Genomic DNA, 13,686 nt, shown 5'->3' on the forward strand with positions numbered 1-13,686 from the left:
ACATCGTCGACGGCCTTCAGACTAGCCATGTGTCGCGCAAACGGCCCGCCGACATTGATTGCAAAATACTTCTTGAGATGTTCGACCTTGAGTATGGTATCCATCGTTATCCCACCTTTACAAATCCAGGAACTGCCGGCGCAGTCGGATGATGGAGAAAACATCGAGCACGGTGCCCTTCTCCAACTGTAACAAGTGGCGGTTCCTGCTCACGGCAGATGTTCATGGCGTACTTGCAGCGTGGAGCGAACTTGCAGCCAACTGGAGGCGCCAGCAGGTCTGGAGGACTCCCTTCGATAGGGACCAGACGTTCCCGGTTTTCAGCGTCGAGGCGCGGGACGGATTTCATGAGTCCCATGGTGTACGGATGCCCCGGCTTTTCATAGAGATCGTAGACGTCCGCTTCTTCGAGTATTCGTCCCGCGTACATGACAACCACCTTATTCGCTATGCCGGCTACGATGGAAAGGTCATGACTGATGATGATGATGCTGGATTTGAGTTTCGCTTTCAGCTCCTTCATCAGTTCCAGGATCTGCGCCTGAACCGTTACGTCCAGAGACGTGGTCGGCTCGTCGGCGATAACCAGCTCTGGACTGCACGACAGTGCCATGGCGATCATGACGCGCTGCCGCATGCCACCCGAGTACTGGTGGGGATAGTCACGCATGCGTTCTTCGGGGTTGGGGATGCCCACCAGGGCAAGCATGTCGACGGCCCTCTTCCAGGCCTCTTCGTTTGTCGCAAGCCCGTGCGCCACCATGGACTCCGTCATCTGCAGGCCAATGGTCAGCACAGGATTAAGAGAGACCATCGGATCCTGGAAGATCATACCAATATGGCGGCCTCGCACTTTCATCATGGCGTCGGCAGGAAGACTCAGCAGATCGACCATCCCCTTGTTGGGACCGTCTTTCTCCATCCTGTCTGGCATTCCCAGCGCTGCGCCGTCAAACCACACGTGCCCACCTTCGATCCGGCCGGGAGGGCTCGGGATGAGGCGCATGACGGACATCATCGTCACTGACTTGCCAGAACCGGACTCGCCCACGATACCGACGACAGAGTCCTTTGGAATGGTCAGGGTCATGTCGTCCACCGCATGGACAACTCCGGCGTAGGTGTGAAAATTCGTCGTAAGCCTATCAACGCGCATCAGCAGATTAGTCTCATCCATTGAGTGCCTCCTACTGCCTCAAGCGCGGATCCAGTGCATCACGCAGCCCATCGCCCAGGAAATTGAATGCGAACATCGTCAGACTGATGGCAAGCGCCGGAAACAAGACCAGATATGGAAACGAGCGTATGGCCTCAGTCCCATCTGAGGCGAGCACGCCCCAGCTGGCCACTGGCGCGCTTACGCCCAACCCTATGTAGCTGAGGAAGGCCTCGGTGAAGATCGCAGCTGGAACCTCCAGCGTCACCGTGACAATGATAGGACCCATGGCGTTGGGGATCAGGTGCTTGAAGAGAATACGATTGTTCGGTGCGCCGATGGTCTTTGCGGCCAGAGCGAACTCACGTTCTTTGAGCGACAGAATCTCGCCTCGCACAATGCGCGCCATGGGCAACCAGTAGGTGAGCCCGATGGCGATGAACACGTTCACCAAGGGGTTGACACCCTTGTCTTTGAAGAGTACCGTGAGAAGGATGACGATAATCAGCGTTGGTATGCCATACAGGATATCGACGATACGCATCATGATGTCGTCGATCCGCCCTCCAAAATAGGCGGCAATACCTCCGTACGTCACGCCGATGAGAAAGTTGAGAGCGGCGCATACAACGCCTACCGCAAGCGAAATGCGCGAACCATACAGGACTCGAGTCATTTGATCGCGCCCCAGCTGGTCCGTGCCGAAGGGATGCCGCAGCGTAGGAGACTGGTACGTATTCGTCAGGTCCTGCTCTGCATAGGTGTAGGGCGATAGCATGGGACCAAAGATGGCAATAGCGAACAGGGCGATAATGATCCAGAACCCTACGACGGCCAACTTGTTACGGCGGATACGGCGAATCGCATCATTCCAGTACGTGGTTGGACGTCCGGCTATCTGCTGCAAGTCTTCAGGATTCTTCGGAGCAGGCGCAAATGTGCCTGTTTCGGGGAGAGTCCCCTCCTTGAATTCCCATGCACTCTGCGTAGCCATCAGGACACCTTCCTTTCGACGTAACGAATACGTGGGTCAAGCCAGGCATACGTCAGGTCCACCAGGAAGTTCATGAACACCAGCAGCGCGCTGTAGAAAATGGTCACGCCGAGGATGGTGGTATAGTCACGATCATTGATGCTGGTGACATAGTAACGTCCCAGTCCCGGAATCGCAAAGATCTTTTCCACAACGAAACTGCCCGTGAAGACCGCGGCAATGAGCGGCCCCAGGACCGTAACGACTGGAATCAGGATATTGCGCAGGGCGTGCCGGAAAATAACAAGGCGCTCGGAGAGTCCTTTTGCCCGTGCCGTCGTGATGTACTCCTGGCGCAGGACCTCGAGCATGGACGAGCGCACAAGGCGTGCTATGAATGCGATCGGATACCCTGCCAGCGTAAACGCCGGAAGGATGATCTGTCTGATGGAACCCCAGCCTGCGACAGGCAAGAGATGCAGCCACAGGCCAAAGACAAGCATGAGCAAGACCGCCATGATGAAGTTTGGAACGGATACGCCCAGGAGCGCTACGAACATCACGACATTGTCCTGCCAACCGTTCTGCTTGAGTGCACCCCAGATGCCGAGCGGGATGCCAATGGCAACGGAGAGGAGCACCGCCACCACTCCCAATGTGGCCGACACAGGAAAGCCGTCGTCGATGATGTTGTTGACGGTACGGTTCGTGTACTTGAAACTGGGTCCCAGGTCTCCTCGCAGAAGGTTTCCAATATAGTCGACATACTGTTTCCAGAGCGGGTCGTTCAAATGATAGCGGGCCTCAAGGTTCTGGATGATCTGAGCCGGCAGCTTCTTTTCACGTGCAAAGGGCCCCGAGGGAAGCAACCGCATCATAAAGAAGGTGGCTGTCGCCACAATAAGAACAACGAGAATCATCGAGAGCACACGCTGCAGAATAAACTTGAGCATAGGACCTCCGTAGACCAGATCAAAACTGAACGGCGGCTCCCCGCTTTCGAGAGGAGAGCCGCCTCGCTTCTTTTCCTATTTTAGACTGCTTGTCCAGCTGTCAAGACGTATTTGGGAGCTACTCCATATAGGCGTTCTTCCAGTCGACAAATCCGAGCGTCGACTGATAGAAGTTCATCACGTGCTTGGTGATGAGCACGGGGTTCGTGTAGAAGTAGATTGGCATAATCGGCAAGTCTGTCATGAGGATCTTCTCTGCGTCATGCAGCGTCGCCATGCGTGCCACTGGATCAGTAGTCACCTTGGCCTTTGAGATGAGATCATCATAGGTCTTGTTGCTCCAGCCAGTCCCATTGTTTCCGCCATTCGTCACGAACATGTCCAGGAAGGTGTTGGGATCCATGTAGTCACCGATCCAGCCTGCACGTGCAACCTGGTAGTTAAGATTGTTCCGGTCGTCCAGATAGACGCCCCACTCTTCCACCTTGAGGGTACAGCTAATACCAAGGTTCTTGCTCCACATCTGCTGGATCGCCTCGGCGATAGATTTGTGTGCGTTGGAGGTGTTGTAGAGCAGCGTGAATGCAGGGAATCCTTTGCCGTCGGGATACCCGGCTTCGGCAAGCAGTGCCTTGGCAGCCGCGATATCAGCGTCCTTGTAGAACGTGCCACCCACAGTGCGGAAATCACTGCCAGCAACCGCATCTGCAATACCATTGGGAACATAAGCCAGCGCGGGAACCTGCCCGCCCTGTGTAATCGAGGTCGCGATGGCATTGCGGTCGATCGCCAGCGTCAAGGCCTTGCGAACACGGACGTCGTCGAACGGCTTCTTGGTCACATTAAACATGTAGTAATATGTCCCAAGATACGGGAAGATCTTTGCATCACCTGAGGCGACCAGCTTGGGCAACTCAGAGAGAGGCACGGTGGACCCCACGTCCATTTGACCGTTCTGGAACATGGACAGAGCCGTCGACTCATCCGTGACCATGAGGTACGTGATCTTGGAGAGCTTGACTGTGTCCTTATCCCAGTACGTCGGGTTCTTGACAAAAGTCATCTTGTCGTTGTGTGACCACTCCGTGAGCTTGAACGGTCCATCAGTGACGAAGTTCGTCACGTCAGCAGCCCATTTGTCATTTGTGCTGACAACGGCCTTGCAGACCGGCATCAGGGTGGGGAACGCAGTCAGGTTGAGGAAATAGACAGTGGGTGATTCAAGCACAACCTGGAGCGTCTTGGCATCCAGTGCCGTGACACCGACGTCCTTGCTGGGATCGATCTCCTTCGTCATGTCGGGAACAGCGACATCCTTGCCCCCAACGCTCTTCGTCACGGGGTTGCCTTTGGCGTCGACAGCCTGGACATAGTACTTGGTGCCGGACTTGATGGACATGTTGAAAGCCTCGCCACCCTTCACGTAATAGAGCTGATAGGCGTATTGGGAAGCTGTCTCCGGACTGAGCGCGCGAATCCAGGCATACTCAAAATCGTATGCGGTGATTGGTGTTCCATCCGTCCAAGACGCATCACGAAGCGTAAAGGTATACGTCTTCTGGTCGTCAGAAATGACCCAACTCTTTGCAATTGCAGGCTGAGGCATATTATTCTTGTCGATACGTGTCAGCCCATCAAAGACCTGCAGTATCACATTGGCTTCCGGAATGCCCTGTGAAAGGGCCGGATCGATTGTAGCAGGCTCAGTCCCCAGGTTGTACGTTACCTCCTGCAAGGTGCCTTTAGTGGCTTTGCAAGAAACAGTCCCCAAAAGAGCAACAACAAGGAATACCGATATCAAGACAAACGACAGTGCTTTCCTCATACAGTAGCCTCCCCTTCTCAACAGAATTTGTCGCTCACGCGACACGTTGTAATGTTATCAACTGGCGGAAGAAAAACAATGGGACGAAACCGAAAATTCCAATCCTTCTCTCAATCAACATTACAGTATGCAGAAGCGCCGTTCTTCGTGACCAGCACTTCTGCATACAGTCGGTTCCAGCTACTTGCCCTTCGCTTTTGAAACCAGCGGAGCAGGCTCTGAAGAAACATCCTTGAAGAGATCCTTGATAGTGCCCAGACTTCCCATGAGAGCGCTGCTCTCGTACGGCAGGAACACCTTGTTGGCTGGGTTTGCGCTGATGGCTTCAAGCGTCTCCATGTACTTCAGTGCCAGAACATCCTGGGATGCGCCGCCCTCGTGGATACCCTGGAAATACGCAATCGTCGCTTCCTTGCGAGCATTGGCAACCGTGATCAACGCTTGCGCCTCGCCCTCAGCACTGAGGATCCTCTGCTGCCGATCGCCCTCGGCACGAAGGATCGCAGCCTGCTTCTCTCCCTCTGCCTTGTTGATCTCGGCTTCCTTCTGTCCCTCAGCTTCGAGAATGACGGCACGTTTGGTACGCTCCGCCTTCATCTGCCGCGTCATGGCCTCGAGGATCTCGGCCGGCGGGTTCACCGACTTGATTTCCGCACGCGTGACCTTGACGCCCCATGGATCCGTGGCAACATCGACGATCTGGGTCAGCTCGTTGTTGACGTTCTCGCGCGAGACCAGAAGCTCATCGAGGTTCAGACTGCCCGAGATGTTGCGAATCGACGTCATCGTGAGCTTGAGGATAGCCTCGTTGAGGTTGCGTACCTCATAAACCGACTTCACAGGGTCCGTGAGATAGTAGTACAGAACGATGTCGATGCTCGTAGGAACGTTGTCCTTTGTGATGACGGCCTGGGGCGGATAGTCCCACGCCTGTTCCCGCAAGTCGACGACCGCCCTTACACTGTCGAGGATAGGAATCAGAAAATGCAGGCCGGGTTTCAGCTCCCGGCTGAATTTCCCGAGGCGCTCGACGATGACAGCGGTACTCTGACGCACGATGATGATATACCGCAGAGCGAAAATAAGAACAACGACAATGCCGACCACCCACCAGACAATGGGCCAGTAGTTGAACGTTTGCATGAGTACCTCCTATTCCTTTCTCACCGTCAAGGTGACACCTTCGATCGAAACGACGACAACCTTTTCGCCAACGGCGGCCATGGCTGCCTCATCATTGAGAATGGCTCTCCACGTCGTGCCCTTCAGCGCCACGCGTCCCGCACCGCCAGCTGCAAGAGCCATGACGACGCTGGCCGTCTTGCCTATCATCTCTTCAGTATTCGTTCGCATCTTGGAACCACCCCTCAACAAACGCGAATTGATGTAGCGCCCAACGAGTGCCATGAGCGCAAACGATACCAGGAAAAACATAACGAACTGCACTGACATGTTGAACCCGGCCCAGCAAAATAAGAGCGCAGCGACGGCCCCACCCGAAAACCATACCAGCAGGTAGTAGGGAAGGAAAGCGTCTACCACAGCACAGACAACTGCCATCGTTATCCAAAAACCAATCATGAACACCTCCCCGTAACGGAACCCCATCGCCGCGTAGTACTGCTGTCATTCTAGTATCATGCGTCTGCAGTTCAAGAGGAAAGCGGGGCAATCTGCGCGAGCGGATCCGCGACGCATGCTACACTTTCTTCAGCTGGGCGTACTGCGCAGCCAGCTTCTTGATGCCAACCTTCTTGAAATCGATGACGACGTGCTGGTCATTGCCGTCGTAGAACACCTCCAGCACTTTCCCGGTGCCAAAGATGTTGTGCATGACCGTGTCGCCCTCGATGAGCTCGGGTCGCTCGCGAGACGATACTCCGGCAACCTTCTCCCTGGTCAGTTCCATCTCCTTGATAAAACGCGATGGCTCCTGGAATCCCGAGCCGTAGTAACTGGTGCGCTGCGTGCAGTACGTTATTGCGAGTTCCTTGCGCGCGCGTGTGCATGCCACGTAGAACAGCCGTCGCTCTTCTTCGATGTCGGCGCTGCTGTCCAATGCCCGGCGGTGGGGGAAGACCCCTTCCTCGGCACCGACGACGAACACGTCGCTGAACTCGAGACCCTTGGCCGAGTGCGCCGTGATGAGCAAGACCCCTTTTCCTGTGCCTGGCTTCATGCTGTCCTGGTCCTGTATGAGCGCCACCTGCGATAGATAGGCCCCCAGCGAGCAGTCCTCGCTCATCCTGTCGAACTCATCGACAGTACGCATGAACTCCCCGAGATTCTCACGTCTCGACTGCCGTTCGAAGTCGCCTTCCTCACCTTCGTCGCTGTATTGTTCAAGAAGTCCCGACGAGGCAAACACGAGGTTGGCCGCACTGATCGCCGACTCGCCCGCCGCGCCGATGTGCACGATGAGTTCGACAAATGCCTCGAGCTTATCCTTGGTCTTGCCGGCCTTCGCCTGCCCGACCCATTCGGGCAATACCATGAACCACGACGTGCCATGCTCAGCCGCCAGCTGCTTCAGTTCGGAGAGGCTCTTGTCGCCGAACCCCCGGGAAGGCCGGCTCACTGCTCGCTCGAACGCAAGGTTGTCGCTGGGGTTGAAACCAAGCCGGAGATATGCGAGAACGTCCTTCACTTCCTGTCGTTCGTAGAACTTCAATCCACCGACAATTTGATACGGGATATTCGACGCAAGCAGGGCTTCCTCTATGACACGAGACTGGCTGTTCATCCGATAAATGACCGCCATGTCTCGAGGATCTGCACCGCCCCGGACCAGGGCATCGATGCTCGAGGCGACGAAACTCGCTTCTTCCTCCGGCGTCAGAGCTTCGAATAGACGCACAGGAGTACCTGTTCCATTATCCGTCCAGAGCTTCTTCGCAAAACGCGTCCGGTTGCGTGCCACCAGAGAATTCGCTGCGTCGAGGATGGACTGGGTCGACCGGTAGTTCTGCTCAAGCTTAACGACCATCGCACCCGGATAGTCCTTCTCGAACCCGAGAATGAGTTTGCTGTTAGCGCCACGGAATGCATAGATACTCTGATCGTCGTCACCGACAACCGTGACATTGCCGTGCATCTTCGAAAGCCGCTTGACCAGTTCGTACTGCATTTTGTTCACATCCTGGTACTCGTCCACCAGAACATGCTCGAACTTCGAGCTGTAGTACTCCTCAACCTCCGGACACTTGTCAAACAACCGGATGACCAGCGCAATGAGATCGTCGAAATCCAGCAGATTCCCTTGTTGGAGACGCTTCTGATAGAGCTTATAAACAGTCGCCGTCGCCTTCTCGATGTAGCTGTAGCCGTAGTCAGAGAGTTCTTCGGGAGCAACCAAATTTGACTTCGCATCGGAAATGCGGTAAACGATCTTCTGTGGCTCGTAAGTCTTCGGGTCCATGTTCAGCTCTTTGAGGACCTGTCGTACAAGACGTGTGCGGTCATCTTCGTCGATGATGACGAACCTGTTCGTATAGCCCAGCTCAAGTTTCTCGATCTGCTCTCTCAGGATACGGCCACACAGCGAGTGAAACGTGCCAATCCACAGTCCCTTGCGAGAGACGTCAGTCCCTATGAGCGCGTCGACGCGCGAGCGCATCTCGCCTGCTGCCTTGTTGGTGAATGTAACCGCCATGATGTGCGATGGGGCAATACCACGCTTGGTGATGAGATATGCGAGCTTATAGGTGATGACTCTGGTCTTGCCTGAGCCCGCTCCCGCAAGAACGAGGCAGGGACCCTTGCATTCCTCGACAGCCCTGAGCTGCTGTGGGTTAAGGTCTCCCTGAAAATCCAGAGGCATCAGGCGGGCCCGCCGACAGTCATCGTCAAAAGCACCAGGACACCAAGCCCGAGCAACGTCGGCAAGAGGTAGAGAGCAAGTGCCTTCGCTGTGCTCTTCTCATAGAAGAACCGGACCGCCAGGACTCCCATGACGAGCACATACAGGATGGCTCCATAGGCGAAGACGTCGAGAACGATACCACTTGCGACACCGACCATGAGTATCCCGATCACACGCAGAACCGCTCCCACCAGCCCGGAAAAGCTGAGGGAAACATACATGCGCGAAGCCGCAGTGCGCTTCCACACAAGTTGCGCCACGGCGTCGATGACAACGACCGACAACATCACGAGAACGAAGGGTTCAGTCACAAACGTCCAGAACGTCCCCGGAGCTTGTTGTGCCTGGGTAACAGCGTCTGTCATCTGGCTTGTGAGTCCAATGGACTTCAGGAGACCGACGATATCCATGAGGCGGAAACTCATCGCATCGATGACACCTGTCAGCAGCAAGGCAATCAGGGCCGCGAGTACTGACGGATGCTCACGAATCCGGCGCATACCCTCGGCGGGACGTTTCACAAACAGGAACAACAGATCGATGAAATATCCCACGTCTATCTCCTTTTCATGTGTAGCGACTATCAGAAGGCACATCCGGCAGGCATCTACGTGCCTGTCACCGAGCATGTATTTCAGTATACCGAGGAACCGGCCCCAGCCAACGGTGACCGCCACTGCCGATCGTCACACCTTGTTGACGCGCCGTAAGCTGGACTCATACTAAAAAAGGCGAGCAAGCGCATCGGAGGTGCCAAGTGCTGTTCGACACAGTTTTCGTCATATCAGCAGCAATCATTATCGCCCGGAACCTGTTTTCCAAGCAGGGTAAGATTGGCATATCCCTTCTCGCGATCGGCCTGTCTGCACTCTTGACAGCCTCGCTTACGCCGTATTACGTCAGTTTCATCAGGCTCCCGAATCAAGGCCTTGCTACGGTCGCCTACTACATCGTGACCTACCTGCTCTTCTATGTTCTGATCGCCGTTCCCGCCGTCATCCTTTCATCGATCATCAAGATCGCCATCGCAGGACTTCTGTTGGGACTGGTGACGCATCTTCTGCCCGTTTCCCTCTCGGCCGGTCTCGTGAGCAAGAGCCGCATCTATCCCCTGATGGCACCCCTGTTTGCCAGACTCCCTCCGATTGATCTCCGGGCGCTGGGAAGCTGGATCCACAATCTACTGCCCGGAAGCCACTAGGAGGCCCGAGATTATCTCACAGTCCCTCGTTGACAACTAGCCCAGCGCCAGCTAGGCTATATTTGTAGATGCAGGTGCTGCGGAAGCCGATCCGGCAAAACCGTCTGCCACTGGGAGGAACGATGGATGACAAGTTTGCACGAGAGGGTCTGACCTTCGATGATGTCTTGCTGATTCCCGGAAAATCGGACGTCCTGCCGCACGACGTGGATCTCGGGACGCAGCTTACGCGTTCGATCCACCTGAATATCCCAATCGTCAGCGCTGCCATGGACACTGTCACCGAATCCACAATGGCAGTAGCAATGGCACTGGAAGGCGGCATTGGCTTCATCCACAAGAACATGTCCATCGAACGTCAGGCTGCAGAAGTCGCCACGGTCAAGTCCATCTGCATCCACACACCTCCTTCCATAGCTCATCTCGATCCGCGACAGACTGTTCTCGAAGCACACGATCTGCTGGACCGGTTCAACGTTTTCGCACTGCCACTCATGGAGGGGCGCCATCTGGTCGGCCTCGTCACTCCCTCAGATCTTGCTTTTGAAGAGTCATCGACCCTTCTCTCGCAGCTCCTCCACGCGAGCTCGAAGATCGCAATCCCGCCGGGCCTGGATGCGCCTGGCCTCTCCACACATCTTGCAAAGTGGGGCATACGGGAACTTGCCTTGGCCGATGCAGATGGCCAATTGGCCGGTTTTGCAACAATCGACGAGATCACCCGGACGCTGGCATCTCCCGAGGTTGTAACAGACGACAGGGGCAGACTGCTTGTGGGAGCTGCAGTCGGTGTGGCAACCGACCTGCTCGCACGAGCCCGCTCGCTTGTCGAAGCAGGGACAGATCTGCTTGTGCTCGACAGTGCCCACGGCCATTCTCTCGGCATCGTCAGAGCCGTAGCGCTCCTCAAACAGGCATTCCCCGTCGTCCCGATTCTGGCAGGCAACGTGGCGACACCGGAAGCTGTTCGCGACCTGGTCATCGCCGGAGCTGATGCGGTGAAGGTCGGCATAGGTCCGGGCTCGATCTGTACGACCCGTATTATAGCAGGAGTTGGTATGCCCCAGATAACCGCCATCTACGAGTGCGCCCAGGAGGCCCAGCGTCATGACGTTCCCATTGTCGCCGACGGAGGCATCCGGTACTCTGGCGACATAACAAAAGCTCTTGCAGCCGGAGGCAACACGGTCATGCTCGGCGGCCTTCTCGCCGCCACTGTCGAAAGTCCGGGCGACGTCGTCACGGCAGGGAACAGACAGTACAAGACCTATCGCGGCATGGGATCGCTTGGCGCAATGGAGCAGGGGAGCAGCGACCGGTACTTTCAGGATGCCCGGTTCAAGCTGGTTCCAGAGGGTATCGAGGGCCGCGTTCCCCTGAAGGGATCGGTCCACGACGCCCTGTATCAGTTGTTGGGCGGTCTGCGAGCGGGTATGGGCTATTGCGGCACACCAACAATCGACCTTCTGCGAAATGAATCCCGCTTCGTCCGAATCACAGGGGCAGGGCTTCGCGAGTCTCATCCCCACGACGTCGAGATGACGAACGAGAGCCCCAACTACCACGTAGAGTGAACTCCACAACGAGGCACGAGCTTCTTCTCATCCTGGATTTTGGTGGTCAGTACACGCAGCTCATTGCACGCCGAGTTCGTGAGCTTCACGTTTTTTGCGAGATCATGCCGTTCGACACACCACTGGAGAAGCTGACCGCGAGAAACCCGAAGGCAATCATCCTCTCCGGCGGTCCCGCCAGCGTTTATGCCGCTTTCGCCCCTGTCTGCGATACAGCCGTTTTCGAAGTCGGGGTACCTGTCCTTGGTATCTGTTATGGAGCCCAGTTGATGGCCAGACTGCTTGGAGGGTCCGTTGAACACGCTCCAGCAGGCGAGTTTGGGAAGACAACCGTCAAACTGGACGAGACTTCCTCTCTGTTTCGCGGTCTTCCCGCCGAGACCTCCTGCTGGATGAGCCACACCGACCGCATTGGGATGGTTCCTCCGGGGTTTCGGACCACTGCATCGACCCCGGCATGTCCCATTGCCGCCATGGAGAATCCAGACCGGCGGCAATACGGCGTACAGTTCCACCCCGAGGTGGTTCATACATCCGTCGGTCGCGACATCCTGCAACATTTCCTTTTCGACGCGGCAGGCTGCTCAGGCGACTGGACGATGTCCGGTTTCGTGGACGATGCCATCCAGGATATCCGTTCGAGAGTAGGTCATGAACGTGCGCTCTGTGCTCTTTCGGGTGGTGTCGACAGCTCGGTCGCAGCAACGCTGGTACACCGCGCCATCGGCGATCGCCTCACGTGCGTGTTTGTGGATACCGGGCTGCTCAGGGCCGGGGAGGGCGATCGTGTCGAGTCGGTGTTCCATTGCCGTTTCGATATGCCTCTTGTGCGCATGGATGCCTCCACACGGTTCTTCGCGTCGCTGAAGGGTGTCACGGAACCCGAGAAGAAACGTAAAGCGATAGGCGCGGCTTTCATCGACTGCTTTGCCGAGCAGGCGCGCGCCATGCAGGGCATCCCATTTCTCGTCCAGGGGACACTGTACCCGGACGTCATCGAATCCGGAAGCTCCGTCGCCAGTACCATCAAGAGTCACCACAACGTCGGCGGCCTTCCTGCAGATCTCTCATTCTCGCTCATCGAACCACTCCGGCTGCTGTTCAAGGATGAGGTACGCGACCTTGGCCGCGCTCTGGGACTGCCAGAAGAACTTGTGGACAGACAACCGTTCCCGGGTCCTGGCCTGGGCATCCGTATCCTTGGCGAGGTGACACCAGAGAACGTCGACATCCTGCAGCGCGCGGATGCAATCGTCGAACGAGTGATGAGAGCGTCTGGATGGTACATGAAGGTCTGGCAGTCATTCGCAGTACTTCCTGGTATCCGAACTGTCGGCGTCAAGGGTGACGAACGGACGTATGCCCATACAATTGCCCTGCGCGTCGTCGAGAGCAGCGATGGCATGACCGCCGACTGGGTACGGCTTCCTGCGGATGTACTCGAGGAGATATCTCACGCGATTACCAGCGAACTGCCTGAGGTCAACCGGGTGGTCTACGATATCACGTCGAAACCCCCCTCCACGATCGAGTGGGAGTAGAGCCGGGGCAGCAATCGCACCACAGCCTGCTTGACCATCATATCGCCTCTTCAGATGTCGGGATACCCGGTTATCCGCTGAATTTCGCGATACAGCGGCTGCAGCGCCGGGTAGATGCGCTTGTAGACGCGCGTGTACAGTTCGTGGTAAATACGGACCGCTTCAGGTCGTGGAAGAAAGGTACTGTCCCAGTGAACCATCTGCTTTGCCGCCTCTTCATGTGTAGCATAGACACCAATCCCGACGAAACCGTTGATGGCAGCGCCCAGACCCGACGTCTCATAGGTCTCGCTTCGCACTACCGGTCGATCAAACAAGTCTGCGGTGATCTGGCAGATGGCGTCGCTCTGCGAACCCCCTCCTGACACCATGACCCGGTTCACCTTCCGCCCGCTCTTGCGCTCGATGCTTTCGACTCCTTCGAGCAGGGCGTAGCCTATACCTTCAATGATTGCTCGATAGATGTGCGATCTTGTGTGCACATCGCCAAACCCGATCATGGATCCCTTGGCCTCGGGCATCTTCAGGCCGGGACCCCAGTACGGTTGAAGCATGAGTCCCTGAGATCCAGGGGGTACGTCCTCAAGATGCTCGTCAAGCA

Annotated in this window: 12 protein-coding genes; 3 read left to right on the forward strand and 9 right to left on the reverse strand. The window is 56.3% G+C overall.

The annotated features are described in order from the left end of the window. Positions 1-106 precede the first annotated feature (106 nt). The 8 genes from SMC7_RS02000 to SMC7_RS02035 form a co-directional block, all read right to left on the reverse strand. Positions 107-1,177: an ABC transporter ATP-binding protein gene (locus SMC7_RS02000; RefSeq protein WP_119088714.1), complete on the reverse strand. Its 1,071-nt coding sequence runs from the start codon at positions 1,175-1,177 to the stop codon at positions 107-109. A 10-nt stretch (positions 1,178-1,187) separates the two neighbouring features. Then, complete coding sequence (locus tag SMC7_RS02005) at positions 1,188-2,150, reverse strand: ABC transporter permease (RefSeq protein WP_119088715.1); 963 nt, start codon at positions 2,148-2,150, stop codon at positions 1,188-1,190. Next, positions 2,150-3,082, reverse strand: a complete 933-nt coding sequence (locus SMC7_RS02010) for an ABC transporter permease (protein ID WP_119088716.1) — start codon at positions 3,080-3,082, stop codon at positions 2,150-2,152. Before SMC7_RS02010 ends, SMC7_RS02005 begins: the two co-directional genes overlap by 1 nt. Positions 3,083-3,200: 118 nt before the next feature. Then, a complete protein-coding gene (locus tag SMC7_RS02015) occupies positions 3,201-4,907 on the reverse strand; it encodes a peptide ABC transporter substrate-binding protein (protein ID WP_119088717.1) in 1,707 nt (568 codons plus the stop codon). 180 nt (positions 4,908-5,087) lie between these two features. After that, complete coding sequence (locus SMC7_RS02020) at positions 5,088-6,050, reverse strand: SPFH domain-containing protein (protein WP_119088718.1); 963 nt, start codon at positions 6,048-6,050, stop codon at positions 5,088-5,090. A gap of 9 nt (positions 6,051-6,059) precedes the next feature. Then, complete coding sequence (locus SMC7_RS02025; RefSeq protein WP_165845057.1) at positions 6,060-6,488, reverse strand: NfeD family protein; 429 nt, start codon at positions 6,486-6,488, stop codon at positions 6,060-6,062. 118 nt (positions 6,489-6,606) lie between these two features. Further along, the gene (locus SMC7_RS02030) at positions 6,607-8,727 is read right to left on the reverse strand and encodes an ATP-dependent helicase (protein ID WP_119088720.1); all 2,121 of its coding nucleotides are present in this window, start codon (positions 8,725-8,727) and stop codon (positions 6,607-6,609) included. After that, the gene (locus tag SMC7_RS02035; protein ID WP_119088721.1) at positions 8,727-9,323 is read right to left on the reverse strand and encodes a hypothetical protein; all 597 of its coding nucleotides are present in this window, start codon (positions 9,321-9,323) and stop codon (positions 8,727-8,729) included. The genes SMC7_RS02030 and SMC7_RS02035 overlap by 1 nt, the downstream gene beginning before the upstream one ends. 203 nt (positions 9,324-9,526) lie before the next feature. Between SMC7_RS02035 and SMC7_RS02040 the strand changes: the two genes are divergently transcribed. From SMC7_RS02040 to guaA, 3 genes are all read left to right on the forward strand, one after another. After that, positions 9,527-9,970: a hypothetical protein gene (locus SMC7_RS02040; RefSeq protein ID WP_119088722.1), complete on the forward strand. Its 444-nt coding sequence runs from the start codon at positions 9,527-9,529 to the stop codon at positions 9,968-9,970. Positions 9,971-10,092: 122 nt separating this feature from the next. Further along, positions 10,093-11,544 carry an IMP dehydrogenase gene (gene guaB, locus SMC7_RS02045; RefSeq protein WP_119088723.1) on the forward strand — a complete coding sequence of 484 codons (1,452 nt, stop codon included), beginning with the start codon at positions 10,093-10,095 and terminating at the stop codon, positions 11,542-11,544. Then, the gene (gene guaA, locus SMC7_RS02050; RefSeq protein ID WP_119088724.1) at positions 11,541-13,085 is read left to right on the forward strand and encodes a glutamine-hydrolyzing GMP synthase; all 1,545 of its coding nucleotides are present in this window, start codon (positions 11,541-11,543) and stop codon (positions 13,083-13,085) included. The genes guaB and guaA overlap by 4 nt, the downstream gene beginning before the upstream one ends. 50 nt (positions 13,086-13,135) lie before the next feature. On the opposite strand, the gene SMC7_RS07335 is transcribed toward guaA, so the two are convergent. Beyond that, on the reverse strand, positions 13,136-13,686 hold a 551-nt coding region (locus SMC7_RS07335; RefSeq protein WP_207798693.1), incomplete at its 5' end, for an FGGY-family carbohydrate kinase.

The sequence above is a fragment of the Candidatus Cryosericum terrychapinii genome (assembly GCF_003570925.1).
GTDB lineage: Bacteria > Caldisericota > Caldisericia > Cryosericales > Cryosericaceae > Cryosericum > Cryosericum terrychapinii.

Excerpts from the sequence above, each read along its gene's own strand:
- SMC7_RS02000 (WP_119088714.1), bottom strand. The coding sequence starts at position 1,177 with ATGGATGAGACTAATCTGCTGATGCGCGTTGATAGGCTTACGACGAAT.
- SMC7_RS02005 (WP_119088715.1), bottom strand. The coding sequence starts at position 2,150 with ATGGCTACGCAGAGTGCATGGGAATTCAAGGAGGGGACTCTCCCCGAA.
- SMC7_RS02010 (WP_119088716.1), bottom strand. The coding sequence starts at position 3,082 with ATGCTCAAGTTTATTCTGCAGCGTGTGCTCTCGATGATTCTCGTTGTT.
- SMC7_RS02015 (WP_119088717.1), bottom strand. The coding sequence starts at position 4,907 with ATGAGGAAAGCACTGTCGTTTGTCTTGATATCGGTATTCCTTGTTGTT.
- SMC7_RS02020 (WP_119088718.1), bottom strand. The coding sequence starts at position 6,050 with ATGCAAACGTTCAACTACTGGCCCATTGTCTGGTGGGTGGTCGGCATT.
- SMC7_RS02025 (WP_165845057.1), bottom strand. The coding sequence starts at position 6,488 with ATGATTGGTTTTTGGATAACGATGGCAGTTGTCTGTGCTGTGGTAGAC.
- SMC7_RS02030 (WP_119088720.1), bottom strand. The coding sequence starts at position 8,727 with ATGCCTCTGGATTTTCAGGGAGACCTTAACCCACAGCAGCTCAGGGCT.
- guaB (WP_119088723.1), top strand. The coding sequence starts at position 10,093 with ATGGATGACAAGTTTGCACGAGAGGGTCTGACCTTCGATGATGTCTTG.